Raw genomic sequence first — 26859 nt, forward strand, 5'->3', positions numbered from 1 at the left:
GACTCAGGAGGGATGGAGAAGTGGGGAAAATACCCACACATCTCATATTGGTTAATGTAGTGAAGTTGCAGGTTTTTAAGGAGGCATAAACAGAACTGTTGTTTGAATTTATGGGTGTTTTAGTTAACTAACAAATACCCGTTTATTCAGGGGTAAATTGCGGCTTAAAAATCTTATTTTAAACCGGGATTATTTCGGCTTAACTGCTCAGAAAGATAGTTGAGCAGGCACTCCAGCCGGCGTGGAATTGACGCTGTGTTCGGGCGAAGTGCATAGAGGTTTAAACAAGCGGTTTGATATTCAGGTAATACGTTAACAACACGTCCGGTTTTTAGATCATCAGCCACAATAAAGTCTGGCATCATGACAATACCCTGATCAGCGAGTAATGCAGTGTGCAGTAACTGACTATTGTTAACCTGTAGCCGTGGTTGCAGATGTATATCCTGAGTTTTATTGTGTCGTGCAAAGGACCAGCGCAAAGGTGCGCCGGGCCGGGTATAAACCAGACAGTGGTGTTGGCGAAGATCTTCCGGTGAGGTTGGGCGGCCCATCTTTTGTAAATATGCGGGCGTCGCGCAAGTTACAAAATCATAACGGGTTAAAGTTCTGCAGAGCAGGTTGCTGTCAGGTAAGGCTGTAGATAGGCGCAAGACCAGATCAAATTCATCACTCAGAATATTGACGTGTTGGTCACTGAGATGAATATCCAGTTCTATATCTGGGTAGAGACGCATAAAGCCTGTTATCAGATGATCAAAGCAATACAGTGTCCAGGTCATGGGCAAGCTGATCCGTAGCTTGCCACTGGGCTTCTGTTCAGCGTGATCCAGGCCATTTTTAAGATCTTGCCAGCCTTCCAGCAGTACCAATGCTTGTTGATAGCAGTGCTCACCACCTTCGGTTATTTGCATGTGACGGGTGCTGCGAATAAATAATGGTGTGGCCAATTCAAGCTCTAGTTTCTCAATGGCTTTTGATACTCGGGCCGTTGTAATGCCTAAACGTTTTGCCGCAGCAGTGAAGGTGCCACATTCAACAACCGCTTTAAATACCCGCAGGCTTTCTAGTTGATTTATCATATTCAACTTAAAGTTATAAATGTTTCAATTAATACCTATATTTATTAGCTTTAAGTTTATTGTCAAGCTGCGTTCTCAATCCAGATAACGGAGCGTTTACTATGTCTATTCTGACAGAATCTCTTTTTCAGCCAGGCTTACTGGCTGGCGTCCATATTAAAAACCGTCTTGCAGTAGCGCCTATGACTCGGGTTAGTGCGCTTGAAGACGGATGTGTTGGTCCGCTGATGACTGAGTATTACCAGAGTTACGCTGAAGGCGGTTTTGGACTAATCATTACTGAAGGTTTGTATACCGATAAAGCATTCAGCCAATGCTATTACCGCCAGCCGGGTATTAGCGATGCCGAGCAGGCGATGAGCTGGCAACCAATTATACGTGGGGTAAATAAGACCGGCGCAAAGATCATCGCACAGTTGATGCATGCGGGGGGATTATCACAATTTAACGGTTTTAAAGGACATAGCGCAGCACCTTCTGCTGTTCGGCCTTTAGGTCAGCAGATGCCGTTTTATTACGGTGAAGGCCTGTATTCCATACCTGAAGCAATGACGGTGATGGATATTGAATCCGCAATTGAGGGCTTTGTGGAGGCGGCTTTAAGGGCTAAAGAGGCAGGCTTTGACGGAGTAGAGTTACATGGCGCGAATGGCTATTTGCTTGATCAGTTTTTGACGACCTACACAAATCAGCGAAACGATGAGTTTGGCGGTAATCTGGAAAACCGTTTACGTATTTTTCAGCAACTGATTTTGTCTGTGCGCCGGGCAGTTGGCAGTGCCTTTATTTTGGGGGTACGTTTTTCTCAGACGAAAGTGAATGACACAGAGTATCGCTGGTCAGAAGGGGCTGCAGCAGCGGAAAAAACCTTCCGGCTGGTGGCTGAGTGTGGGGTCGATTACATTCATACTACTGAGCCAGATATGTGTGAGCCTGCTTTTGAGGGCAGTGATTCCCTGGCAGCGCTGGCGCGGCGTTATAGTGGCCTGCCAGTGATTGCGAATGGAGGTGTTCAGCAACCTGAAGGCGCAGCAAAAATGCTTAACTCTGATCAGGCGGATTTTATTTCACTGGGCAAGGCTGCGCTTGTTAATCCTGACTGGCCAAACCGGGTAAGTAAAACAGGACAACTAAGAGAGTTTGATTTTGCCATGCTATCACCGTTGGCAAATCTGCAATATGGAAGTGAGTATCTTGAAGGTCTGGCTGATTAAGGTATTAAGAACTTAGTGGCTTTTCAGTAAGTTATACAGCTAACAGGGAAGGGCGTTAGATAGGTCTTCCGCAATAAAAACGCAGCTCAAGGGCTGCGTTTTTATGTATAGCTGGCTTTAGGTTTTGATCCGGTAACCGGTTTTGAAGATCCACCAAACACCGCCAAGACAGAGTAGCAGGAAGGCGAACGTCATACTCAGGCTGACAGCTACATTCACGTCAGCTACTCCGTAGAATGCCCAGCGGAATCCGCTGATCAGATACACCACGGGGTTGAATAAAGTCATGGTCTGCCATGGTTCTGGCAGCATCTTAATCGAATAGAACGCGCCTCCTAAAAAGGTCAGAGGCGTAATAACCATCAGTGGGATGATCTGCAGTTTTTGGAAGTCATCCGCCCAGATACCGATCATGAAACCAAACAAACTGAAGGTTATGGCTGTCAGAACCAGGAAGCCAAGCATCCATACCGGGTGCTGAATCTCGTAGTCAACGAATAGCCTTGCCGTGGTGAGTATCAGCAGGCCGAGTAATATCGACTTAGTTGCTGCGGCCCCTACGTAGCCCATTACAATCTCAAAAGGGGAGACCGGTGCAGAGAGCACTTCATATATGGTCCCGGAAAACTTCGGAAAGAATATACCGAATGCCGCATTGGAAATACTTTCACTTAACAGTGACAACATCACCAGGCCCGGAATGATATAAGCACCGTAGCTAACACCGTCGATCTCGCCCATGCGCGAGCCGATCGCTGTGCCAAAGACCACAAAATAAAGCGTAGTAGAGAGGACTGGTGAGGCGATACTTTGCATCAGCGTACGCCAGGCACGGGCCATCTCAAATTTGTAAATTGCTTTTACACCGTAGAAATTCATGCCTGATCTCCCTGCTTGCGAACCAGATTAACAAAGATCTCTTCCAGTGAGCTTTCGCTGGAGTGCAGGTCTTTCACGTCGATGCCGGCTTTACTCAGACCTCGCAGCAGTTCGGCAATACCGGTGTGTTCTTCTGATACGTCAAAGCGGTAATCGATAGAGTAGCCACCGCCATTTATGTCCAGTTTGAACTCTTCCAACTCAGCAGGAATTTCAGTTAAAGGAGATTGCAGATGAATTCGCAGGTGCTTCTGGCCTAACTGGCGCATCAGACGGGTTTTGTCTTCCACCAGCATCAGCGTGCCCTGATTAATGACGCCAATCCGGTCAGCCATTTCTTCAGCTTCTTCAATGTAGTGGGTCGTCAGCAGGATAGTGACTCCACGTTCCCGCAACTCGCGGACCATTTCCCACATGTCGCGGCGTAACTCAACATCAACACCGGCAGTTGGTTCATCAAGGAACAAAATCTGTGGTTCATGGGACAGCGCTTTCGCGATCATTACCCGGCGTTTCATACCTCCAGAGAGCTCACGAATACGGGCGTCTTTCTTATCCCATAAGGAAAGCTGGCGTAACAGTTTTTCAATATACGCAGGGTCAGGGGCTTTACCGAATAAACCACGGCTGAAATTCACAGTTGCCCAGACACTTTCGAAAGCATCGGTGCTGAGTTCCTGAGGGACCAGGCCTATTTTGCTGCGGGCCTCACGGTAATCACTGACAACATCATAACCGTCGGCTAATACTTCACCCTGAGATGGATTAACAATTCCGCAAATGATGCTTATAAGAGTGGTTTTGCCTGCGCCATTTGGGCCCAGCAGAGCAAAAATTTCGCCACGTTGTATATCCAGATTAATGTCTTTGAGGGCGCTAAAGCCTGAGTCGTACGTTTTATGCAGCGATTTAACGCTGATGATAGGTTGATGCTCCGGGGAGTTTTGCACTTGTGCTCCTTATGCAAATGGCCATATGTAAAGATGGAGGCCAGAAAACAGATTGCTTTCAGCGGGGAAGTGTTCTGCTCAGTAAACAGACTAAAGTCGCAGAATGCTGAATTAAAACACTAGTTTAGCGGTAATTTTTAAGAAGTCAGCATCTTTAATACGAACATACCCGTCATGATTTACGAACAATAGACGGGTATCGGGGAGCTGATGGTGCTACAGACGCGCTTATCCCTTGGAAATCAGTACTTTCTTGCCTGATTCACGGGTCTGCATCCGCCTGATCCAGGCTGTCAGATTGGGTACATTTGCAAAGAGCTCACTGGCATGGGGCAGGCCTGAAAGATAGTCGATCATTGGCGTAAGAATCGCATCCGCCATACTGTACTGGTCACCACAAAAGAAAGCATTATCGCCCAGTTGCTGTTCCAACAGTGCTAGCATATCAATGGCTGCTGGTTGATGTTCCGCTACTTTATCCATTCTGATACTGCCATCGTCACCTTTAGGAAAGGCAAATTCCAGTAAATAGTTGCGAACCAGAGCCTGATCCACATAGCAGCTTAATGCGGCTGACCACTGATCAACATTGGCCCGCTCAGCCAGATCTTCAGGCTGAAGCGCCGGGCCCGGAAATGCTGCGTCCAGATAACGGCAGATTGAAGCTGTTTCAAAAACAGTCTGACTGTCATGTAGCAGTGCTGGAATCTTACCGAAAGGATGTAATGCAAGATGAGAAGGGCCTTTATACTCAACTTCTTTGCCGTCCGGTTTTAAACCGTAGCGGTAGCTGATGCCTTTTTCTTCACAGGCCAGGCATACACTGCGTACAAATGTGCTGAACTGGGGACCAAGAATATGAACCTGAGCAGACATGATATTTCTCCGTTTACCGTTGCTGGGTGATGAACTCAGATTAGTGTGTATGACAATATGATCAAGAACATATTTTGGGTTTATAATATGCTGAGCTAAATAGATAACGGAGGCTGCTATGGCCTGGCAAAAAGATCACAAGCAAAAGACCCGTGACAGAATTCTAAGTAGCGGCGCTAAGCTATTCACGTTAAAAGGATTTCAGAAGGTAGGCATCAATGACGTAATGGCTGATGCCGGCCTGACTCGCGGTGCTTTCTATAGTCATTTTTCTTCCAAAGCTGAACTGTATGCAGAATCTATGCGAGCTGCAGGTAAACGCCGTGCTTCAAGTATTCTGAACCGTTCACCTGAAGACAGCGCTAAAGCGTTGCAGGCGCTGGTGAATGGCTATTTAAGTGAGGGTCATCGTAAGAGTGAAGAAGGGGGCTGCCCGCTGGCGTTTCTGGTAACTGATATTGCGCAGCAGGATCAGCAGGTAAGAGATGTGTATACCGAAGTATTCCGTGGTTTTATGGGCATGTTAGGTTCGAGGCTGGGGTATGCAGATGCTGACAGTGCCGAGTCAGAAGCATGTCAGACTGAAGTTATGCAAAAGACAGTGATGATGGTGGGTGGGATGGCTATCGCCAGAGCCCTGAATGATGATGAACTCGCGGATCAGCTATTGCAGGCTTGTCGGATTGGTATGCTCAGCGATGCAGGAATATAAAGCCCCCGGCTAGTACACCAGGGGCTTTTAGTTTGTTATCTAACTTTCATAAACCAGAAGACAGTTCTGAACATCACTGAATATTCATCAACAGGCGCGGGAGGAACAGCGCCAGATCAGGTATAAAGGTTACCGCCAGCACCACTGGCAGATGCCCCAATACAATGAACATCAGCGTGGGTTTCAGGTATTCATTAAACTGCGCCTTTCCAACCGAGCCTGCCATATAAAGTAAGGGGGCGCAGGGTGGGGTAATGTTGCCTAATCCCAGGTTTGTACCAACTATGGCTGCAAAATGAATCGGGTGTACACCCAGGTTCATCGCAACAGGCATCAGAATAATAGATGCCAGAATGCTGCCAGAGACATCATCCACCAGCATGCCAATTCCAATCAGAATCACGTTAATCAGCAAAAGTATGATGATCTTGTTGTCAGACAGCCCAATCATGAAGTCGGATAATTGCTGCGGCACCTGTTCCATAATCATCACCCGGCTCATGACGAACAGGAAGAAGATCATCGCGATGATAGAGCCGGTACTGATCGCACCATGCAAAATAGCCTTGCCGGCGGTTTGCATGTTCAGCCCTTTGTAAATAAAAAAACCAACCGGCAGGGTGTAAACCAGTGCGACCGCTGCAGCTTCGGTTGGCGTAAAAATGCCGCCGTAAATACCACCGAGCATGATAACAGGCATCAGAATTGCCCAGCTGGCTTCTTTACTGGCGAGAGTTATGACTTTGGTGCGTTCCGGGAAACTGACCTTTTTTTCAACCTTAATGTCTTTACGTTTCAGATATAAATAGTTGATCAGGCAGTAAATCAGGGCGATAGCGACGCCGGGAATTATGGTTGAAAGAAATGCCGCTGCTACCGAAAGGCCGCCAGTCAGTGCAAAGATAATCATTGGCACACTCGGCGGGATTAACAGCGCAAGCACTGAAGAACAGCCCACCAGTGCGGTAGCGTAGCCTCTTGGGTAGCCCTGTTCAGTCATCTTGGGAATCATGATTGAACCGATGGCCGCAATGGCAGAAGCACCGGAACCGGCAATGGCACCAAAAAGTGCGCAAGTGACGATTGTTACTGCGCCCAACCCTCCGCGAATTGGACCCACAAAGGCATTAACGAAACGGACTAGCCGGTCGGAAATGCGACTGGCACCCATTAATGCGCCGGCGATAATAAATAGCGGTAGCGATAACAGAGCAAAGCTACCCAGTTGCCAGAAGGCATGGGGTACCAGATAACTCATGCTTTTACCCGTGAGTAATACAAAGCTTATTGCGCCTACGCCAAATACGTAAGCGACTGGCATACCGATTAACAGCAGAGTAATGATGAGTAACAGGGAAATACTTAAGGTAGCCATTAGCGACTCTCCTTCAGAACGGCATCCTGTGAGTGCAGGGATTTATTATCGTACTGGCTATAGGTGTTGGAATGACTGAACAGGTCACGCATTTTGTATGCGGTCATGAGGGCAAACCCGGCGACAGCGGCGCTAACCCAGAGAGAGGTTGGCCAGCTGAGGTTGGTGCTGGCACGGTTGATTTTCATCACAAACAAAAGATATTTAGCCGCATAGAAACCAAAGAAGCAGATAACAGCCAGGCCGATGAAATCATTAAATACTTTGATGAACGTACGTTGTTTAGGGCTGAGATTAAGCAGTTCTATAATGCCGCCGGTGAGATGACCACGTTCGCGGGTAACCAACACCATAGAAATGAAATACAGCCATAAGCCGGTAAGGATGCTGATTTCCTCGATGGCGGGGAATGCCTGATCAAGCACATAACGCAGAAATACAGCAGTAGCCATCAGGCCGGTAAGGAATAAACAGAGGAATATGAGAAGCAACCGCGACAGCCGGGCAAAGCCAGCATCAAGTCGGCTGAGAAAGTTAAGCATGGGATATCTCCCGAAAACAGGAAGGGGCCGGCACATAAAGTACCGACCGGTTATCAGAAATCAGCGATTACAGGTTAGCTGTTGCGGTACGTACCTGATCAACCAGGTGCTTACCGACTGTTTCTTCCATCCATGGCCATTCATTATCCTGAATGATGCTGCGTAACTTAGCCTGTTGCGGGCCGTCCAGTTCAACAACGTTAATGCCATAACCTTTGATATCTGCGATCAGCTTCTCGCTAATACTCTCTGCTTCCTTCCATGCCCAGCGGCCAGCGTCATCGGCCGCTGCTTGCAGGGCTTGCTGCTGATCTGCATTCAGATCATTCCACCAGTCCATGTTGACCAGAAAAGCACCTTGCTCGAAGTAGTCGCGGGAAAATACATAGGTTTCCAGTACATCACGCATCTGCCAGATTTCAGACGGTGGGCCAAAGGTACGGCCGTCGACACTGCCCAGCTGTAAGGCTGTATAAAGCTCGGAGAATGGCAGCGGCACCGGATTAAAGCCCAGGAACTCGAAGCGCTTAATCGCAGTTTGCATTGGTGGTACCCGTACCTTCAGGCCTTCGCCGTCTGCTGGGAAGTTAACCGGTACTTTACCTATGCCTTTACGAATGGCGATGCCGCCAAAATCAACCGGCAGAATCGCCAGCAGCTTCATGTTCAGACCCGCATAGATCTCACTATAAGTGTCTACCATTGAGCCGCCTGGGCCGTATATGCTGGTTGCTTCATCCCAGTTTCCGGCAACCATACCCATAATGGAAATATTCAGGCGAGGGTCAAAATCTGTCGCAGGGAAGGTCATGGTCATGCCGATCTCACCGGCAATGGTTTGTTCGAACTGTGAAGTCCAGTCACCCAAGTCACCACCCGGGTGGTAACGGATGTTGAATTCATCCGGTGCCTGTTTTTCCAAAGATGAAATAAAGCGATCGGCGATCGGGTTAAAGATATGTTCCTGTGACATTGCATGGGCCAGAATCACATCTTCTTCAGCTTGAACAGCAGGGCCCCAGGTTGCCAGAGAAACCGCACCTGCGAGTGCCAGTGCTTTGAGTGATCCGCTCTTTAGGACAGTGTTCATTGATGAACAGCGCTTCAGGGAAAGGTTTTGCAGCATGGTTAACGCTCCGTAATTATTATTGTCTGGAATGTTTCAAAGAGTTTTCAGTGTTGCTGAGCGCTTATCTAAAGTCCTACTGGCAAGCGCTCTGAATTACTCTGAAACCGAGCATAACCAGTTCAGCGTTGTTAGAATTTTTTTGATTGTTGTCATTTCGGCAACGGCAATTATTTGAATAAAAATATGTCGCAGAGGTATTTGTAGGGATTTTCAGATAACTGGTTTAAGCTGCCAGCAGTATCACTGTTAGTGTCATTATCAGTTTCAGTACAGTATTAAGGATGAGTGTTTATGAAAGTTGCTGTGGTGTATTTCACCCATACAGACGTTACCGGCGCTTTAGCCCGTGCACTGGTTGAAAGCATTAAAGGTGCAGGGCCGGTTGAGGTTTTAGAGCACAGCATAAGTGGCTCAGAAATTATCGAAGGGCGGTTTAGAAATCAGCCGTTACTGGATGCGCTGAACAGCTGTGATGCAATCGTTTTTGGCTCGCCTACTTATATGGGCAGTGTAGCGGCACAATTTAAAGCCTTTGCAGACGCTACCAGCGAACTCTGGTGCGAGCAGCGCTGGGCAGGCAAATTAGCAGCAGGCTTTACCTGTGGCAGTGCACTTAACGGTGATCAGGCAGCGACCTTGCAATATATGGCAACACTGGCGAACCAGCAGGGCATGCTGTGGCTTGGTTTATCCAGTACTGGAGAACAGCCGGCGCAAAATGAAGAGGGTGATACTGAAACGTTGGGTATTAACCGTTTAGGTTGCCAGGCGGGTGTTGTTGCGCAATCAGCTGATGGCACTGTTGATCCGCGAGATCTGGCGACTGCCGCGTATCTTGGTAAGCGGATTACAGAGCAGTTAATGCGTTTTAAAAACTGAAAAAACGACTCCAAAAGCTCAGGTAAAAGGAAGCTACATGCGTTACATCATCGGCGTTGTGTTACCGGTAATATTGCAGTGTTTGTTTGTACTGGTGTTGGTAGAAATGAATACCGGCAATGGTTCCTGGGTGGGGCTTGGTGCGTTTTTATTAGGTATGTTTGCCATCCCTGGCACGGCAATTATTAATGCTATTTATATTCGCAGCCACCCGGACTTACATGCGGTGACTGTGATTAACCGTTGTTTTCTGTTCGCACTGATTGTTCCGGTGCTCACACCTGTATTCCTGTTAGCCCTCTGACACAGGGCGGGGCTCTTTGTGCCGTTCGGCACGTTCAAAAGCACCTTGTTGCTGATTGTAGTTGAACTTAGAAGTGTTTCCCTGATGAATTTCCTGAATGCGTAATCCCTCTGTTTCCGGTACCAGAATACCTGCAGCAGCCAAACCGTTATAGCGAGCCTGTGCAGCTTTCTTTTTGGTTACCTGGTGGGGTTGGGTTGTGTTCATGAATTCGATATCGACATCGTCGCCTAATACCAGCGCACCTGCATTAACCGCGTCTGTCACTAACTGCATACCTGCCTGAGTACGGATGATGAGCGAGTTTGTGCCTAAATCAGTTTCTGAGTTTAAGCGATCAGGACTGCCGCCTTGCCAGGTATCGGCTGCGGCAATATCTGCACCGTCGCCAATGCCGTCCGGGCAAATTTTACAACGGAAGGGCAGCGACCAGGCGCTTTCATCCTCACCCCAAAAGTCCAGATAATGTACGTCTTTATGTTTCCCATCAGCGGTGTGAACAGTGGTGGGGCCTGGGCAGCCAAAGCCACGGTAACGTAATGCAGTCACTTCGCTGCGTTGAATCTCTTGTTCATTGAGAAAGCGGTCCATAGATGTGTCTGGCATATAGCCGCCACAGACGGGCGTTAGCCAGTAACGGATCAGCTGATTCACCCGTGGGTCGAGGTGTGCAAGGTTTCTTACCGCATTCAGGTCGCAGGATTTAGCGATCAGAGCAAAAGGTTCGCCGCGGTCTAATGCAGCATTGATATCAATCAGTGGTGCGGTTGGGCCATAACGGGAGCCGGATGCTTCCAATACATCTGCTTCAGTAAAGCTGAGGGTTGCTTCACCAAAGGTTGGCTCAGTGACAGAGGCTTTTACGTGCAAGATAAAAGCAACTTTTTTGGATGCCAGAAGATAGCTGGCCAGCGCAGTTAAAACACCGCCGGTAGCGCCCATATGGCGTATTTCCGGGTTGCCTGCCCAGCCGAGTGATAGTTGATGGTAAGGCCCCCAGACCGGATCATGATTGGGTGCTTCATCAATAAGAGGTGCTGGCAGCCCTTCAGCGCGGGTGCTGGGGCAGGTTGCATAAACCCTATCGACGTCTGACTCTGATAACGGGTTCAGAATCTGAGGGCGCAATTCACCGCTCTGAGATTTGGTCATCCGGACTTTAGCTTCGCCTGTAAGCGACTGGCAAAGCCCGCAGCCAATACAGACACCATCTTCGACAATACGATAAAAGCGATCATTCTGGTTGGTCATAGCATGCTCCTGCCTTTTAGAGTAGGCATGTAATGAATAGCTTTCAGATTAACTGAGCCAGTTTAAGACACAATACTGGGTTGCTTCAGGAGGTCGCTAATAGGGTATTGATGGCGTTGCTGACACAAGAGTTAAGCAGATAAACGCTGGCGTTGAGTATTTACACTGCGAGAATAGTCATTTGTATCTGGCTTATGCTGCATTTTAACCGATAAGTTATATTTGGCGGATGAAGATGCCCTAATTAGTCTGCCGATCCGTTATACTGCCTACCTTGTACGTATACATCTGTTAGCGCCGGTGTATGCAGATTATTTCGTAGTAGGAGCGCTCAGTGTCAAAGTTTTTCTTTAAAGGTACCCCGGATTTAATGGGGAATTACGGTAAAAGTGGATATAACCCCAAGCCTGATGTTAAGGCTGGCAGTAAAGCGCAGCCGCTTGCTATTACGGTTAATAATGAAGCCCGTCGCGAAGAGGTAGAAGCGTTGCTGGCTGAGCATGATTTAGTTGCGAATATCGACGTTGTGGCTGATGTTGCAGAGAATATTGCAGAGCTGGAAGCAATGATTAATACGCCGGAAACGCAGCGGTTTGAGGCAAAGCCTGCCCGTAACGAACCTTGTTTATGTGGTAGCGGTAAGAAGTATAAGAAGTGTTGTGGCTAAACAAAGATTAAGCCATAGCTTTCAATGAAAGCAGCTAAGTCATAGCTTTAATGAGAGTAGCTAAGCTAAACGTGCTACATGACACTTGGGAAAATAGAATCTAATACATAAGCGCTGTAAAAGGAGCCGTCATAAATGGCAACATTGAGCGATAAAAAGATTCTCCAGTCATGGCATAAGAATGTGTCGCCATGGACGGCTGCAATTCAGGATAAAGCTATACCAAGCCGCATACTGGTTACCGATCAGGCTATTACAGACACAGTTGCGTCATTGCAGCCCGAAACCGTGCTGGACATCGGCTGTGGAGAAGGCTGGTTAGCACGGTCACTCGCCGATCGCGGTATGAAAGTTACAGGCATCGATGCAGTTGCCGGTTTGATTGATAAAGCTCGAAGGTTGAGCGCTGTACAAATAGCTTACGAGCAAATAGCGTACGAAGAGCTGTCGGCTACACGCATAACAGACCGTTATGATCTGGCCGTTTGTAACTTCTCGTTATTAGGTAAAGAGTCCGTAGAACACGTCTTGAAAACTATTCCCCAGCTGCTTAATCCCGGTGGCCATTTTGTCGTACAGACCTTACATCCGCTGATCAGCTGCGGCGAATCCGCTTATGAAGATAGCTGGCGGGAAGGTTCATGGGCAGGCTTTAGCGATGAGTTTACAGATCCGGCCCCCTGGTACTTTCGAACCATTGAATCCTGGACTGAACTCTTCGTCTCCAATGGTTTGAGTATTCAGCAGTTGAAAGAACCGGTTCACCCTGAATCCGGACAACCCGCGTCACTGATTATCGTTTCTTCCGTGCCATGAATAGCTGCTCAGCTGTGAAGTGTGAGTGATATGGCTACTGATATGAATACAGAAGCGACAGATAAATTTGCGACTTATCCTGACGATGTCCGGGTCAGCCTGATGGCTATTCGTGAAATGATCTTTGCCATTGCCAAAGCCCATAACCTCAGCCCCGTTGAAGAATCACTTAAGTGGGGGCAGCCAAGCTATTCAGTAAAAGGCGGCAGTCCTGTTCGGATCGACTGGAGTGCAAAAGCGCCGGATCAGTACAGTGTATATTTCAACTGCAGCACTAAGCTGGTGGCTACATTCAAAGAAGTTTACGGTGAAGAACTGCAATTTAACGGCAACAGGGAGCTGGTCTTAAACAGGCATGATGCTTTGCCCGTTAAGCCTTTGCAGCATTGTCTCGAAGTTGCACTGCGGTATCACAGTTTGAAGAAGCTGCCTTTGTTGGGTATGTAAAATCCATATCATATTAGCGCTGAAGCATAAGTGGGCTATCAGAAGGGCTATCAGGCCTGAACTGGAGCAGGTCTTACCTCCGAGCTCAGGCCTGATTCTAATCACTCACCTGTCAGCTTGATTCTTTTCTGTGTCAGTTCACCGTCATCACCGGCGGGCCAGTACAGGTCTACGTTAACGCTGGCTGTGCCATCCTGATCGTCTGTATTCACAATCAAAAAGTTGTGCTGGCCAGACAGGGCATAAAGCCTTGTGGCATAGCCACCTTCATAACCGGATATGCTTCCGGTACTGCGAATGAGCATTTCTGCTTTAGCCGGCGCAGGCTTTCTGGATATAGCGCTGGATGTAGCATTAAACACTTTAGCTTTAGGGTACTTATCACGGTTTTCCAGCTGATACACACTGGCGCTATGAACGTCGCCACTGAGAATTGTAGCCGGGCAGCCATACTGGTCCGACAAGCCCATCACAGCATCCAGCAGTTTATTGCGCTCTTTGTGGTTGGTCTCATGTTCCCATTCATCCCGCAGGTCATCTTTGACAGAACCAATATCCAGGCTGGATACCAGAGCACCCCAGTGAACCACAGGTACAGGGGATACAATGAACAGACTGCTGGAACGTTTGGCGGCTTGTTCAAGCCAGTGGAGGAACCTGGTCATCTGTTTTTCACCGAGTAGAGCAGTGCCTTCTTCATGACGCTCGTAGTCGTGATGCCCGCGCATATCTAACACATAGAATTCGTGATTTCCCATGCGGAAACTGTAATCCCACTCACAGTCTTCGTTGTCTTCAGGCTTTAACGAGACAGGTGTTTTAGGATTATGGCTGTGCTGATACTCAAAATAGACCTGTTTAGCTGCTTCAAACATTAGCTGAATCAACTGATCATTGGTGGCTTCGTCGTCATCCTGAAACAGACGGTTAAGCAGTTTCTTTCGCTCTGCTCTGGAGTACGAGCCCCAACCGTCCATGATCTCGTGATCGTCCCAGACCATATAAGTAGGGAAGCGCTGAAAAGCTTTCTTAAGATTAGGGAAGTTCCAGTAAAGGCGGTAATAGCTGCGGTAAATGTCGACGAAGTACTCAATCAGCTCTTGCTGCTTAAGAGCGCCGTTTTCACTGTATTCTTTGATAATGGCGTTCTTGTAATCGGCCAGCCAGGTCCATACGGAATACATGTCTTCTTTATCGTTCGCATCAATATATACCTGATCACCGCCACCGATGGAGAACAAACCGTTGCGGTTTACCATTGTCTGGTAATACAGCGGCCATGCGCCTTCACTATTGCTAACTGAACTGAAAGGATCATGGCAGCTGAAATAGCCAAAAGTTACTGATGAAAGGTTGGCCGGTAAGGCACGGAAGAACTTCTTACCCTGATGGCCTATCTCGGTCCGGCGGGGGATTCTGTCAGCATCCGCTTTATCGGCAATCACTGCGTAATAGTACTTCTTGCCAGCTTCTAACCCGGAGATGCTGAATATAGCGGTGTTATCAGTAGTCTCATCAATTTGCTTAGGTTTGCAGTAAACAGGCTTAGTTGTTTGTTTTGCCACAAAAGCATCAACATCCAGACCGTCCAGCGTATCAAGATCACCTTCAAGGGGTTTCTCGGTCACCACCAGCCACCAGCGGGCACTGCAATACAACCTGACCCAGAGCTTGCAGGTTTTGGCCGTCATATGACCGATGATTGCTAACGACCCGAGCTTAGGATGCTCCTGTTCGACATTGGCGGGATTCCTTGGGAAATACATACCTATCTCCTTATAGTTTTATATGCTCTTGCCACGTTCCTTCAGCGCTGAGGCTCAAGAATAAGCGGTTTGTAAGAATAGCGGCTTCTGGCAGATAAGTATCTACGGAAGAAGTGAAGCATTATTAAGAAGAAGTGTTGAAGTGGTAAATGCGTATTGGTCTTTGTGAGAACAATAAATCAGTTGTTTGCTGTCTATTGTGTTTTTTTTCAACTGTTTCAGGTCAATAGAGATGCAGTTGATACCAAGATGATACTGTTTTGGTCGGTCGATGTGTGTTTAATGGCTGAAGATGTTCTCAATGAGTCAGTAAGTGCCAGATATGTGTGTCTAAGCACCGTAACTCATTGATTGAATACTGCTTAATACCGAATGAAACGGAAACGTATAGCCAACAAGGAAGCGTGATTGATGAATCTCCAAATAGGGATTTTGAAAGTTTGGAAGGAAGACAAAGGGTTTGGCTTTATTGCACCTGGAGATGGTGGAAGCGATGTTTTCGTTCATATTCGCGATTTCGGCAACATTCCTCGCAAACCCAGAGTCGGTGATCAAATTCATTTCCAACCGATGAAAGATAACGAAGGGCGACTTCGTGCCGGTGATGTTCAGATTGAAGGTATCAGCCGATCAGTGTCTGTCACGCGGTCCAACAGAAAGAAAAAGCCAAAATCTGCTCGGCGGAAAGAAAGCAGTCGATTTGTATCGACTGCGATATCAGTAGTGCTTCTGGGTTTTCTTGCTTTTTTTGGTTATGACGCATTACAAGGTGAATTCAATAGAGGTTCACTTGAAACTTATGAAGTCACATCTACAGATGCTCTGTTAAAGCAGGCATTTCAGGATCGTAAAAGTGATCTGCAAGTTACTGGTACAGGCACAGTTATAAGAATTTTACAGGATGATCTTCAGGGTAGCAGGCATCAAAAATTCATTATCCGCTTGAACTCCAGCCAAACCTTACTGGTAGCTCACAATATCGACTTAGCCCCACGCATAAGTTCGCTTCAGGAGGGGGATGCGATTTCATTTAATGGTGAATATGAATGGAATGAGAGAGGTGGTGTAGTGCATTGGACTCACCATGATCCTGCTGGTCGGCACGAAGCTGGGTGGCTTAAGCATGAAGGGCGAGCTTATCAATGATACATAAGGCAGTTCTTCTGAGACGCAGTGCCATCAGAAGAACATTTGGGATAGGGAATAGTTGGGACAGAGTAAAAACATATTTAGTGTTAACTCAGACTATAAATGTCGTACGAAGAATAAATCAGTTCAACGCCAGCTAAAAATTTAAGTATTAATGTATTTAAGGAAAAAAGATGACTGCGTCAGTGCACAACCCTGATCAATACATGTATGACTTTAAACATATTTTGACAAATGGAAGAAAAAAGATCGGGCTACTTGTCGGGGCAGGTGCGCCAGTAAGCATCAATATAGGAGGCGAAACATCCTGGAAGCCACTTATTCCAGATATAGCTGGCTTGACTAAAATGGTTATTGAAGGTCTGAATGACGAGGAGCGCGAAGCATTTAATCTATTAAAAGAGGATATTTCGGATAGTAACATCGAGTTAATATTATCTAGGGTTCGCTCTCTAGCTGAGATTATAGGGAAGTCGAAGGTTCATGGTTTAGATGCCGAAGGCTATACAGCGCTATCTGAAAAAATATGCCACATAATAAAAGAAATCGTTAACCAACCTTTGCCAACTGGAGAAACTCCTTATTCAAATACCATCTCCTGGATTAATGGTATTAACAGAGATCATGCCGTTGAAATTTTTACTACGAACTACGATTTACTGCTAGAAGAGGCTATGGAAAGGGTTCGGACCCCATATTTTGATGGATTCTCTGGATCAAGAGCTGCCTTTTTTGATCCTTCCAGTATTTCGAGTAATGACCTTCCTCCTAGGTGGGTTCGCTTATGGAAGCTACATGGTTCCATCAATTGGTTGACAAACGAGGTAGGGGAAATAATCAGGGGAATGAATGAAGGTGCAGGGACAATGGTTTACCCATCTCACGTTAAGTATGACCAAACACAATCAGCTCCGTTCTCATCACTGTTTGAAAGACTTAAAAATTTTCTTTTAGAACCAGATACTTTATTAATCACTACTGGTTTTTCTTTTGCTGATGCACATATATCAGCGAAGCTGGATGAATGTATGGCAGAAAATGCTTCTGCGGCTATTCTAGCGTTTCAATTTAAGAATCTTGATGAAGAGTGTTTCGCTACTGAAATGGCACTAAGACGTCCTAATATAAGCGTTTACTGTAAAGATGGGGCAGTTATCAATGGCGTAAAAGGAAAGTGGAAGTTAGGGGATTTACCCAGCAGAAACTGGGAACTAATTCGAAATGAATATTGGAATGATGATAGTTTTATTTTGGGGGATTTTTTACAGTTTGGTAAATTTTTAGCTAGATCAGGTGGAGGTAGATGTATTACAGAGCCAACTTCCTACTTACAGACAGAGGTAGAGGTTGAGCAAGAGGTACAATCAGATGATGAATGATCCAACCTTTTTGGGAGAGGTCTTATCAGTTTCAGGTTCATCAATATTAATACAACTGACACCTCAAGTCAGATCGGGTTTACTAATTATAGAAGGGCGAAATCATAGGATAGGACAGGTAGGTAGCTTTGTTAGAATCCCCCAGGGTTACAATGACTTATATGGCGTGATTGCTGAAACGAGTGAGTCTGCAGTTAATGATACAAAGGGTATCGATGATGAAAGAAGAATCATAAAAGTTGAGCTAGTTGGCGAATCTGTTGGAGATCAGTTTGAAAGAGGAATTAGTCAGTTTCCTAGCATTAATGATGAAGCGCATCTAGTAACCGAAAATGACCTAAAGAAGATTTATGGTGATCAAAGTAATGGGCAGGTGGTCATTGGTAAGTTGTCCAGCTCAGACAGCATAAATGTTAGCGTAGATTTAAATAGTCTTGTAAATCGTCACTCTGCATTATTAGGTTCTACAGGCTCAGGCAAATCCACGAGCGTATCTAGCTTGTTGAGATCAATAGTTACAGATTATAGTGATGAAATTACAAAACCGTCCTCACGAATAGTACTTTTTGATATTCACGGTGAATACGCTTCAGCTCTCAGTGATATAGCTACAGTTTATTCCGTATCTCCAAGAAAAGGCGAAGAAAAATTATTCATACCTTTTTGGTGTGTCTCGCCAGAAAAATTGATTGATTTCTTGTGCGGTCAAAATGAAAACATTAAAAATAAATTTATGGACAGAATGGTTCATGAAAAGAAAGAATTCGCAAAGAACAATGATCTCGAAATTGATATCGAAACAATTACACCTTACACACCTCTTCCGTTTAGGTTGAATAAAATTTGGTATGACCTATACCACGAAGATAATGTTAATTGGGAAGAAAAGGAAAGGGAAACCCCATCATATATTGATGAAGGAGACTTCACTAAACTTATACCTCCAACGTTTAAGCCCCCAAGCACTGGTGCAAATCCGCCTCATAAAGGCGGCCCTCAGCATATGAAGAAACAACTAGATTTGATGAAGTCTAGGTTGTTGGATGGGCAGTATTCCTTCTTCTTGTCTCCTGGTGCATGGAAACCGAGTAATACAAATAAGGTTGATAAAGATTTATCGGTGCTTATTAAGGAATGGATCGGAGGGGTGAACCCTATAACCATTTTGGATCTATCAGGAATGCCATCTTCAAGGCTTGATCTCTTGCTAGGCTCCTTACTCGATATCATGTTTGAAGCTGCTGTTTGGGGTCGTAACCTCATCGAAGGCATGAAAGAGCGGCCGTTGTTATTGGTTATGGAGGAAGCTCATAGATATTTATCGAATGATAGTAATGGTCTTTCAAAGGATATGGTGAGAAGAATAGCCAAAGAAGGAAGAAAGTTTGGTGTAGGTTCAATGCTAGTAAGCCAAAGACCATCGGAAATTGATGAAACCATACTATCTCAATGTGGAACATTGTTTGCCTTAAGAATCAATAATGCTACTGATAGATCAAGAGTTAAATCTGCAATGTCAGATGGGCTTTCAGGTATTGTTGATACGCTACCAATACTAAGAACAGGGGAGGCTATTGTTACTGGTGAAGCCGCCAGACTCCCGATGAGGTTTAGGTTTAAGGTTCCTAAAGATGGTCGCTATCCAGATAGTAGAGATCCCGAAGTTAGTGACAAATGGTCTCAGGCTTACAGTGAAATGGATTACTCAAAGCTTGTAAAAGCCTGGAGGCAGCAAAAAGCAATTAGTAGTACAGACGATGAAAATTAATCAATCATAGGGAGAAAGACCATGGAAAGAACGGCCGTTAGTTCGAGTAATTTAGCTGCTGTAGGTTATGATTTTGATTCAGAAATACTTGAAGTTGAGTTCAATAGTGGTGGAGTTTATGAGTATTATAATGTTCCTGGCTATGTTTTTCAGGAATTAATGAGGGCTGATTCTTTAGGTATTTACCTTAATCAAAATATAAAAGGGACATACCAGTATTCGAGAATATAAGTTATTAACTCATAGAATTGCTTGATGTTATATAAAATAGGGGAATACCTTCTTACTTTATATGTTTAAGTAAAATTAAAATAATTAGTTTTTATACGAAAAGTTCACAGGCATCTTGTTTTTATTTGTGCAAGTGTGGTGTCAGGTCTTATCTTTTGCTGTTATAGAAAGACAGGCAAAAGAGAAGAGCCTGGCTCTGTTAATATTTCTGAACAGGTAATCAGATCAGATAAAATTTACGACTACGATCAGGATAAGTGTAAAGGTCATACCTACGATTGCGACGGTTTTTCTGGGGTTATTAGGGTTACTGTAACTTTCAGTTATTGATTTTTTGCCACACCGTGTGTGGAGGATATCTGCCCAGTGTAAACAACAGGCAGATGGGCAAGCCTATATAGTAGAAAATGATATAAAAAAGAAATTCGACCACGATCCAAAGGATTAAACCCAAAACTAATCTTAGAGTGACAAAGAGTATTTCTTCTAACATTGAATTCATCCCTGATTTGTAATGATTCGTTTGGCTTCCTGCTTATAAGTGTAGGCTCTGTTGTAGATCTGCGATGCTTTTGGTTCATTGCCAATAGTCTGGCCGGGTCAGACCTTGCTTTTTGCCTTTATAGAAAGATAAGCGAAAGGAATAACCTGATCCTGTTATTCGTGTTTCAAGCCTTTCATGAATTTGAGAAATTCCCTTCCTAACATTAATGGTCATAACATTTGGTAGCCGTGCTATCTGATCCAAAGCTCCTTCTCGAGCTTTATCTGGAAATCATTACAGGCAAAACCAACCCCACATTCCCATCCCGAACTCCTAATCTTCTCCTACACTCTTTGTGTTGCCTAAATTAGAACATTAATCCAAATCTAACCTCCTTATTCACAACGCTCTGTTGGTACAGAATGGGGGGCAATGTGATTCTCAATTATAAAAAAAGGTACAACATGGCGAATACGACGGTAGGTGTGATCGGCCTGGGCGCAATGGGGCATGGCATGGCCAAAACTCTGTTGCGGGAAGGTTTTCAGGTTGCTGGTACAGATTTAGGTGAGGCGCAGAAAGCTGCAGCGGCTGAACTGGGTGTTCAGGTTGTGGGCAGCATTGCTGAACTCTGTGAACTGACCGATTCCTTTGTGCTGTCGTTACCAATGGCGAAGCATGTACAGGCGGTTATTCAGGGCGAAGGCGGTTTGCTTGAGCATGCGCCAGCGGGCAGCTTAATGATTGATACCTCTACTTCTGAGCCGGAAATTACCCGGGACCTTGCCGGTTGTCTTGCCAGTAAAGGCCACCAGATGTTGGATGCGCCTGTCAGTGGCGGCCCGGCAGGTGCAGCGGCAGGCACTATGGTGATGGTTGTTGGCGGTGAAGAAGCAGCGCTTGACCGGGCGATGCCGATTTTGAAGGCACTGAGCAGTAAGGTGGTTCACCTGGGTGAAAGCGGTAATGGCCATGTAGCCAAGCTGATTAATAACTTGCTGTGTGCGGCACATCTGGTGACTACTGCGGAAGCGGTGGCATTAGGTAAGCGTGCCGGGCTAGACCCTCAGGCGCTGATCGAAGGTTTAAATGCCGGTTCTGGGCGCAGTGCTATCAGTGAAGTGAATTTCCCTCGCTGGATTCTCAACGAAGGTTTTGATTCTGGTTTTACGATGCAGTTGATGCGTAAAGATGTGCGTCTGGCGAAGAAGCTGATTGGCGATATGCAACTGGAACTGCCAGTTGCTGATCAGATCGCATCTATCTGGGCAGCCAGCGAAGACAGCATTGAAGGCGCTGAGGATTTTAACTGCATCATCAAAAATGCCGGGCTGGGAGAATAACAATGGGTGTATTAGCTAAAGAATTTACCGTTGAAAAAGACGGCACGGCTCAGGTAGCCGAGTTATTAAGCCTGCTGTTTGATGATGCACGTGCGATAGAGAATTTCGGTAGTTGGGTAGGCGGTGAAATGCTGCGCGGCGCGGGTGAGCCGATTAGTCTGATTAACCCGGCAACAGGCGCTGAGTTTATGGTCTATCCGGATGCCGGCGCTGCCGTCGTAAATAAGGCTGCAGATGCTGCCAGTGCTGCACAAAAGCAGTGGTGGGCGCTGCCGGCCAGTGGCCGTGCCCGTTTAATGTGGGCTTGTAGCGTTAAAGTGCGTGAACAGGCTGAAGCGTTGGCGCGTCTTGAGTCAGTGTCTGCCGGTAAGCCGGTTCGGGACTGTCGGGTTGAAGTTGCTAAAGTTGCCGAGATGTTTGAGTACTACGCGGGCTGGTGCGACAAGATGACTGGCCAGGTTATTCCGGTACCGACGTCTCACCTGAACTATACCCGCCACGAGCCTTATGGCGTTGTTACTCAGATTACGCCGTGGAATGCGCCAGTATTCACTTGCGGCTGGCAGATTGCCCCAGCTATCTGTGCCGGTAATGGTGTTTTGCTTAAGCCTTCTGAACTGACGCCGTTAAGCTCTACTGTACTGGTTAAATTAATTGAAGATGCAGGCATCCCTAAAGGCCTGGTAAACGTGATTAATGGCCTTGGCCAGAGTACGGGTGCGGCGGCTATCGAAAACCCTGCGACTAAGAAAGTTGTGTTTGTTGGTTCACCTAAAACAGGTGGTCTGATTGCAGCGGCAGCGGCTCAGCGTGTTATTCCCTGTGTGCTGGAACTGGGCGGTAAGTCGGCCAATATTATTTTTGATGATGCAGACCTGGATCGTGCGGTTGTAGGTGCTCAGGCGGCAGTATTTGCGGCGGCTGGCCAGAGCTGTGTTTCCGGCTCGCGCTTGCTGGTTCAGCGTGGCGTGTATGATGAAGTGGTCGAGCGTTTGGCATCTGCCACTAACAAGATCCCGGTAGGCTTACCATGGCTGGACGATACTATGGTTGGGCCTATCAATAACCTGACGCAGTTCCGTCACGTTTCTGCTTTGGTGGAAGCAGGTAAGGCTGGCGGTGCCCGCATTGCTGCCGGTGGTTGTGGTGCTGATATTGAAGGCGGTGAAGCGGGTTATTTCTTCCGTCCAACCGTGTTGGCCGATGTCGACAACAGTATGGCTGTCGCCCAGGAAGAGATATTTGGGCCTGTGGTATCGGTTATTCCGTTTGATGACGAAGAAGATGCGGTGGCAATTGCCAATGACAGCCGCTTTGGGTTGGCAGGTGCAGTCTGGACCGCTGATGTTGGCCGTGCACACAGAATGGCTGCTGCGGTAAACGCAGGTACATTCTGGGTGAACAGTTATAAGGCGATCAATGTTATGTCTCCGTTTGGTGGCTTTGGTGAAAGTGGCTATGGCCGTTCCAGCGGATATGAGGGCTTGCTTGAATATACGCAGACCAAGAGTGTCTGGGTGGAAACAGCCAAAGATGCTGCGATTCAGTTTGGATATTCTATTGAGTAAGAGCTTTCAACAAGAGCTTTGAATAAGTGCTTTTAACAAGCGCTTAAGCAGCATTAAGTAAGCAGTAGCGCGTATGGGTGTTCAGGTCGTGAGTCAGTATTTTAACGGCCTGAGCTCTATTCGTATTAGCGACTTTAAAGGGGAACCTGATGACAGATTATAAACGTGAAGTAGATCTGACAACCCTGTGGCCAACCATGGTTGCTGAAGCGGAAGCCGCCGCTGAAGAATTTCCTATGCTGGCAGACTTTTTCAGGCGCAACATTATTCAGCATCAGAATTTTTCCCAGGCGCTGGCCTTTGTATTGGCTGAAAAGTTACTCGATAGCAGTGCCAGTATTTCTGATGATCAGACTGATCAGCTAAACCAGTGGCGCAGCTTTCTGTTAATGCAGATGGCCGCGCAGTCTGATATTGAACATGCCGCGTTAAGTGATTTGCTGTGCCAGTTGGAAAGCAATGCCAGTATTAAAGATCACTACACACCACTGCTGCATTTCGCCAGTTATCAGGCGCTGCAGTGTCATCGCATTGCACATCACTGCTGGCTTAGCGATCAGCATGCAATGGCGAGCTATATTCAGGGCAGAGTGGTCTCTCTTTTTGGCGTAGATATTCATCCCGGAGCGCGTATCGGCAGCGGTATTTTTATTGATCACGCTGTAGGAGTGGTGATTGGCGAAACCGCTGTAATTGAAGACAAAGTAACACTGTTCCAGAACGTAACCCTTGGTGGCACAGGTAAGGGCAGTGGTGACCGGCATCCTAAGTTGAGAGAAGGGTGTTTTGTGGGTTCCGGCGCGGTGATCTTCGGCAATATTGAAATAGGTGCAGGCGCTAAAGTAGCCGGTGGTGCCGTGGTTGTGAACGATGTACCCGCCGGTGCAACGGTTGTTGGGCCAAAAGGCCGGGTATTACCAAAGCGGGATTAGCAGGCTTAACAGGTTTGAAGAACAATTTATGATGGGTAGTAAGAGATGAGCAAAACCAATACTGATAATCATCTTGGCATTGACCACCCGCTGGTGGCAGTGCGTGATATGGATAAAGCCTGTGAAGATTTTGCCAGGTTGGGCTTTTTTATTAACCCCCGGCATCACCATCCATGGGGAACAGATAACCATTTGCTGATGTTCCCGGAAAACTTTATTGAGGTGATCAGCATTTATGATCACAGCAAGCTGGATCTCACCAATGAAAAAGGCTTTGCTTTTGGCCGCTTCATTAGTAATTCGATTGAGCGTAAAGAAGGCATTTCGCTGGTGGCATTACACAGTAAAGATGCCCGTGCAGATCATGCGTTAATGGAAGAACGCAGCGTTGAAAACATGGGCATTGTCGACTTCCGTCGTGTAGCCCATCGGCCGGACGGCAGCGAAGAAGAAGCTGTGGTTTCACTGGTGATGCTGATAAACTCCGAAACCCCGTCGGTATCACATTTTTTCTGCCATCAGCATAAGCCGCATCTGGTCTGGGTAAAGGACTGGATGACACATCCGAATGGCGCGAATGGTATTACCTGTGTCAGTTATGTTGCCAGTGAGCCTGCTTCACTGGCTGCGCGTTTTATCGGCATATATGGTGCGGATGCCGTGACCCTTGATAACGATTATCTGCGGGTACAGACCGACAGAGGAATTTTTGAAGTACTGAGTCCGGCGAAGGCTGCGAGCCGATTTAAAGGCGTGGATGTGCCAGTTGCCGATGACCAGTTACCCAGTGGCGTCGCCATCAGAGTGAGTACAACGTCTCTGTCACAGGCAAAAGATTACCTTGATGTTCAGAAGGTAAGTTATTTAGAGACAGATGATGGCGGTCTGCGTATTCCGGCACATTATGCCGGTAACACTATTATTGAGATTTATCCGGATTGCATGTGAGTAATTGCAGTCCAGAGGAGAAGACAGATGTCACTGATTGAACAGGAAGGCCAATTACATCAGCAAATGCGAGACTGGCGCCGCGATTTACATCGCCATCCGGAAACCGCCTTTGAAGAACACCGTACTGCAAAAATAGTGGCCAGTCTGTTAACTGAATTTGGTTTAGAGGTGCATACCGGCATCGCGACAACCGGCGTTGTGGCCACTCTGAAAGGTAATCTGCCAGGTGATGATGCGGTTGCTCTACGGGCTGATATGGACGCACTGAATCTGCAGGAACTGAATACCTTTGATCACTGTTCTGTAAATAAAGGCAAGATGCACGGTTGCGGTCATGACGGCCATACCTGCATGTTACTGGGTGCGGCTAAACATTTAGCTGAGCACCGGGATTTTGCTGGTACAGTAGTTTTTATTTTTCAGCCTGCTGAAGAAGGTGAAGCTGGTGCACGGGCAATGTGTGAACAGGGCTTGTTTGAGCGTTTTCCGGTGAAAGCTGTTTATGGCATGCATAACTGGCCAGGGCTTGAAACTGGTGAGTTTGCCGTACACTCCGGGCCGGTAATGGCCTCTATGGATGTCTTCGATATCACAATCACGGGTAAAGGTTGTCATGGCGGTATGCCGCATCTTGGCGTTGACCCGGTGGCAATTGCCGGTCAGTTGATCAGCAGCCTGCAAAGTGTTGTTAGCCGTACTATGAACCCACTGCAGTCAGGTGTTATCAGTATCACCCGCATGAAAGGTGGTGAAGCCTATAACGTAGTGCCAGACAGTGCGACTCTTTCCGGTACCTGCCGGGCATTTTCAAAGGAAACTCAGGATTTGATCGAATCCCGTATGCGCCGACTGGTAGAGAGTATTTGCCAGGCATACGGTGCAACAGGTGCGCTGGATTACCGCCGTGTTTATCCTTCGACAGTCAATAACGCTGAGCATGCTGACATTTGTGCTGCGGTTGCCCGAAGCTTAGTCGGCGATGACAAGGTTGACCGTAATCCTGATCCGAGTATGGGCGCGGAAGACTTCGCTTTTATGCTGCAGGAATGTCCGGGTGCATATGTTTGGGTCGGTAACGGTTCCAGTGAAGGCGGTAAAGGTCTGCATAATCCTTATTACGATTTTAACGATGAGATTCTGCCTAAAGGTGCAAACTATTGGGTAGAGCTGGCCCGTGCGCAGCTGAATTGAAATCAGTGCGCATAGAGGTAGTAAAGAGTTCTTATGAAAGCGATTAACGAAAAGCGGATAGCTTACCTGTACGAGGCGGTAACGCTGGGTACGGTTAGGGCAGCAGCAGATAAGCTGAACGTTGCACCTTCAGCTGTTAGCCGCCAGATTGCCTTGCTTGAAGACGAGCTGGCTATGACGCTGATAGAACGGCACCGCAAAGGTGTGACTGTCACTGAGGCCGGTGAACTTGTACTGCGTTATTATCGCGAAAGCCTGGCCAACGAAGAAGATTGCGTCGCTAAACTGCAGGCCTTGCAGGGTTTACAGCGTGGTCACATTCAACTGGCCGTAGGTGAAGGCTTTGTTGGTGATTTAATGGCTGGCCCTTTGCCTGAGTTTCATCGGCACTTTCCGCAACTGACCGTGGGTATTACGACTGCTGGCAGTAACGAAGTGATCCGTATGGTAGAGAGTGATGAAGCGCATATCGGTTTACTGTTTCAGCCGGGTAACCATCCGGGCATTCGTTCGCAGGCAATTAGCCGGCAACCAACCTGCGTAATCGTTCATCCTGATCATGAGTTGGTGGCTGTTGCTGAACAAGGGCCCGTTAGCCTGCAGCAGTTACTTGAATATCCCATCGCGTTACCGGAAAGCCAGTTTGGCGTGCGCCAGTTATTAGCGATGGTTGAGCTTCGTGAACAATTTCGTTTTACGCCGGTGATGACCAGTAATTCTATTGCAGTGCTGAAGCATTTTGTCCGCGCGGATATGGGAATTACCTTGTTACCAGAGTTCGTTGTGGCAGCAGAAATTGCTGATCAGCAGCTGGTCGCCATTCCGGTAGATAACAGCTTGCTGGCAAGTGGTGAAGCCCATATGATTACCCGTCTGGGCAGGCATCTCTCTGCTGGCCCGCATAAATTATTACAACATCTTACTGCCTGGATGCGGGCGTTTCGTCCTGCAGGTTAAACGGTTTCTTTCTGCAG

At 46.9% G+C, this 26859-nt stretch carries 26 protein-coding genes; 17 read left to right on the top strand and 9 right to left on the bottom strand.

Annotation, left to right across the window (positions count from 1 at the left end; genetic code table 11):
- Nucleotides 1-173: 173 nt before the first annotated feature.
- On the bottom strand, nucleotides 174-1082 hold the full coding sequence (locus OCU49_RS10795; protein ID WP_261844992.1) for a LysR family transcriptional regulator: 909 nt from the start codon (nucleotides 1080-1082) through the stop codon (nucleotides 174-176).
- A 101-nt stretch (nucleotides 1083-1183) separates the two neighbouring features.
- Between OCU49_RS10795 and OCU49_RS10800 the strand changes: the two genes are divergently transcribed.
- Nucleotides 1184-2296, top strand: a complete 1113-nt coding sequence (locus OCU49_RS10800) for an NADH:flavin oxidoreductase (protein WP_261844993.1) — start codon at nucleotides 1184-1186, stop codon at nucleotides 2294-2296.
- A gap of 117 nt (nucleotides 2297-2413) precedes the next feature.
- Here OCU49_RS10800 and OCU49_RS10805 read toward each other — a convergent pair whose 3' ends face one another.
- From OCU49_RS10805 to OCU49_RS10815, 3 genes are all read right to left on the bottom strand, one after another.
- Entirely contained in the window at nucleotides 2414-3175 is a 762-nt protein-coding gene (locus OCU49_RS10805; RefSeq protein WP_261844994.1) for an ABC transporter permease, read from the bottom strand.
- Nucleotides 3172-4125 carry an ABC transporter ATP-binding protein gene (locus OCU49_RS10810; RefSeq protein WP_261844995.1) on the bottom strand — a complete coding sequence of 318 codons (954 nt, stop codon included), beginning with the start codon at nucleotides 4123-4125 and terminating at the stop codon, nucleotides 3172-3174. Before OCU49_RS10810 ends, OCU49_RS10805 begins: the two co-directional genes overlap by 4 nt.
- Nucleotides 4126-4353: 228 nt before the next feature.
- Nucleotides 4354-5001: a glutathione S-transferase family protein gene (locus OCU49_RS10815; protein ID WP_261844996.1), complete on the bottom strand. Its 648-nt coding sequence runs from the start codon at nucleotides 4999-5001 to the stop codon at nucleotides 4354-4356.
- 118 nt (nucleotides 5002-5119) lie between these two features.
- On the opposite strand from OCU49_RS10815, the gene OCU49_RS10820 reads away from it, so the two are divergent.
- On the top strand, nucleotides 5120-5713 hold the full coding sequence (locus tag OCU49_RS10820; RefSeq protein WP_261844997.1) for a TetR/AcrR family transcriptional regulator: 594 nt from the start codon (nucleotides 5120-5122) through the stop codon (nucleotides 5711-5713).
- A gap of 73 nt (nucleotides 5714-5786) precedes the next feature.
- On the opposite strand, the gene OCU49_RS10825 is transcribed toward OCU49_RS10820, so the two are convergent.
- From OCU49_RS10825 to dctP, 3 genes are all read right to left on the bottom strand, one after another.
- Nucleotides 5787-7088 carry a TRAP transporter large permease gene (locus OCU49_RS10825; RefSeq protein ID WP_261844998.1) on the bottom strand — a complete coding sequence of 434 codons (1302 nt, stop codon included), beginning with the start codon at nucleotides 7086-7088 and terminating at the stop codon, nucleotides 5787-5789.
- Nucleotides 7088-7630, bottom strand: a complete 543-nt coding sequence (locus OCU49_RS10830) for a TRAP transporter small permease (RefSeq protein WP_261844999.1) — start codon at nucleotides 7628-7630, stop codon at nucleotides 7088-7090. The genes OCU49_RS10825 and OCU49_RS10830 overlap by 1 nt, the downstream gene beginning before the upstream one ends.
- Before the next feature lie 67 nt (nucleotides 7631-7697).
- Nucleotides 7698-8756: a TRAP transporter substrate-binding protein DctP gene (gene dctP / locus OCU49_RS10835; RefSeq protein WP_261845000.1), complete on the bottom strand. Its 1059-nt coding sequence runs from the start codon at nucleotides 8754-8756 to the stop codon at nucleotides 7698-7700.
- A 294-nt stretch (nucleotides 8757-9050) separates the two neighbouring features.
- Between dctP and OCU49_RS10840 the strand changes: the two genes are divergently transcribed.
- The gene (locus OCU49_RS10840) at nucleotides 9051-9638 is read left to right on the top strand and encodes a flavodoxin family protein (protein ID WP_261845001.1); all 588 of its coding nucleotides are present in this window, start codon (nucleotides 9051-9053) and stop codon (nucleotides 9636-9638) included.
- Between the two features lie 37 nt (nucleotides 9639-9675).
- On the top strand, nucleotides 9676-9942 hold the full coding sequence (locus OCU49_RS10845) for a hypothetical protein (protein ID WP_261845002.1): 267 nt from the start codon (nucleotides 9676-9678) through the stop codon (nucleotides 9940-9942).
- Here the strand turns inward: OCU49_RS10845 and OCU49_RS10850 are convergent.
- Entirely contained in the window at nucleotides 9931-11193 is a 1263-nt protein-coding gene (locus OCU49_RS10850) for a Coenzyme F420 hydrogenase/dehydrogenase, beta subunit C-terminal domain (RefSeq protein WP_261845003.1), read from the bottom strand. The genes OCU49_RS10845 and OCU49_RS10850 overlap by 12 nt on opposite strands.
- A gap of 334 nt (nucleotides 11194-11527) precedes the next feature.
- Here OCU49_RS10850 and OCU49_RS10855 point away from each other — a divergent pair, with 334 nt between their 5' ends.
- From OCU49_RS10855 to OCU49_RS10865, 3 genes are all read left to right on the top strand, one after another.
- Nucleotides 11528-11860, top strand: a complete 333-nt coding sequence (locus tag OCU49_RS10855) for a PBPRA1643 family SWIM/SEC-C metal-binding motif protein (RefSeq protein ID WP_261845004.1) — start codon at nucleotides 11528-11530, stop codon at nucleotides 11858-11860.
- 135 nt (nucleotides 11861-11995) lie between these two features.
- Nucleotides 11996-12676 carry a class I SAM-dependent methyltransferase gene (locus OCU49_RS10860; RefSeq protein WP_261845005.1) on the top strand — a complete coding sequence of 227 codons (681 nt, stop codon included), beginning with the start codon at nucleotides 11996-11998 and terminating at the stop codon, nucleotides 12674-12676.
- Between the two features lie 30 nt (nucleotides 12677-12706).
- Nucleotides 12707-13123 carry a DUF1801 domain-containing protein gene (locus OCU49_RS10865; protein WP_261845006.1) on the top strand — a complete coding sequence of 139 codons (417 nt, stop codon included), beginning with the start codon at nucleotides 12707-12709 and terminating at the stop codon, nucleotides 13121-13123.
- A gap of 101 nt (nucleotides 13124-13224) precedes the next feature.
- On the opposite strand, the gene OCU49_RS10870 is transcribed toward OCU49_RS10865, so the two are convergent.
- Nucleotides 13225-14889, bottom strand: coding sequence for an alkaline phosphatase D family protein (locus OCU49_RS10870; RefSeq protein WP_261845007.1), 1665 nt, complete (start codon nucleotides 14887-14889; stop codon nucleotides 13225-13227).
- Between the two features lie 411 nt (nucleotides 14890-15300).
- On the opposite strand from OCU49_RS10870, the gene OCU49_RS10875 reads away from it, so the two are divergent.
- From OCU49_RS10875 to OCU49_RS10920, 10 genes are all read left to right on the top strand, one after another.
- On the top strand, nucleotides 15301-16035 hold the full coding sequence (locus OCU49_RS10875; RefSeq protein ID WP_261845008.1) for a DUF3465 domain-containing protein: 735 nt from the start codon (nucleotides 15301-15303) through the stop codon (nucleotides 16033-16035).
- Between the two features lie 176 nt (nucleotides 16036-16211).
- Nucleotides 16212-17417: an SIR2 family protein gene (locus tag OCU49_RS10880; RefSeq protein ID WP_261845009.1), complete on the top strand. Its 1206-nt coding sequence runs from the start codon at nucleotides 16212-16214 to the stop codon at nucleotides 17415-17417.
- Nucleotides 17407-19185 carry an ATP-binding protein gene (locus tag OCU49_RS10885; RefSeq protein ID WP_261845010.1) on the top strand — a complete coding sequence of 593 codons (1779 nt, stop codon included), beginning with the start codon at nucleotides 17407-17409 and terminating at the stop codon, nucleotides 19183-19185. Before OCU49_RS10880 ends, OCU49_RS10885 begins: the two co-directional genes overlap by 11 nt.
- A 21-nt stretch (nucleotides 19186-19206) precedes the next feature.
- Nucleotides 19207-19416, top strand: a complete 210-nt coding sequence (locus OCU49_RS10890; RefSeq protein WP_261845011.1) for a KTSC domain-containing protein — start codon at nucleotides 19207-19209, stop codon at nucleotides 19414-19416.
- A 948-nt stretch (nucleotides 19417-20364) separates the two neighbouring features.
- On the top strand, nucleotides 20365-21243 hold the full coding sequence (locus OCU49_RS10895) for an NAD(P)-dependent oxidoreductase (RefSeq protein WP_261845012.1): 879 nt from the start codon (nucleotides 20365-20367) through the stop codon (nucleotides 21241-21243).
- Nucleotides 21244-21245: 2 nt separating this feature from the next.
- Nucleotides 21246-22811 (top strand): aldehyde dehydrogenase family protein, encoded by a 1566-nt coding sequence (locus OCU49_RS10900; RefSeq protein WP_261845013.1) that lies wholly within the window; start codon nucleotides 21246-21248, stop codon nucleotides 22809-22811.
- A 149-nt stretch (nucleotides 22812-22960) separates the two neighbouring features.
- Nucleotides 22961-23743: a serine O-acetyltransferase EpsC gene (epsC, locus tag OCU49_RS10905; protein WP_261845014.1), complete on the top strand. Its 783-nt coding sequence runs from the start codon at nucleotides 22961-22963 to the stop codon at nucleotides 23741-23743.
- 45 nt (nucleotides 23744-23788) lie between these two features.
- Entirely contained in the window at nucleotides 23789-24691 is a 903-nt protein-coding gene (locus OCU49_RS10910; protein ID WP_261845015.1) for a VOC family protein, read from the top strand.
- Between the two features lie 27 nt (nucleotides 24692-24718).
- Nucleotides 24719-25885 (top strand): M20 aminoacylase family protein, encoded by a 1167-nt coding sequence (locus tag OCU49_RS10915; RefSeq protein WP_261845016.1) that lies wholly within the window; start codon nucleotides 24719-24721, stop codon nucleotides 25883-25885.
- 33 nt (nucleotides 25886-25918) lie between these two features.
- Entirely contained in the window at nucleotides 25919-26842 is a 924-nt protein-coding gene (locus tag OCU49_RS10920) for a LysR family transcriptional regulator (RefSeq protein WP_261845017.1), read from the top strand.
- Nucleotides 26843-26859 lie beyond the last annotated feature (17 nt).

This window comes from Aliamphritea ceti (assembly GCF_024347215.1).
In the GTDB taxonomy this organism is placed as follows: domain Bacteria; phylum Pseudomonadota; class Gammaproteobacteria; order Pseudomonadales; family Balneatricaceae; genus Amphritea; species Amphritea ceti.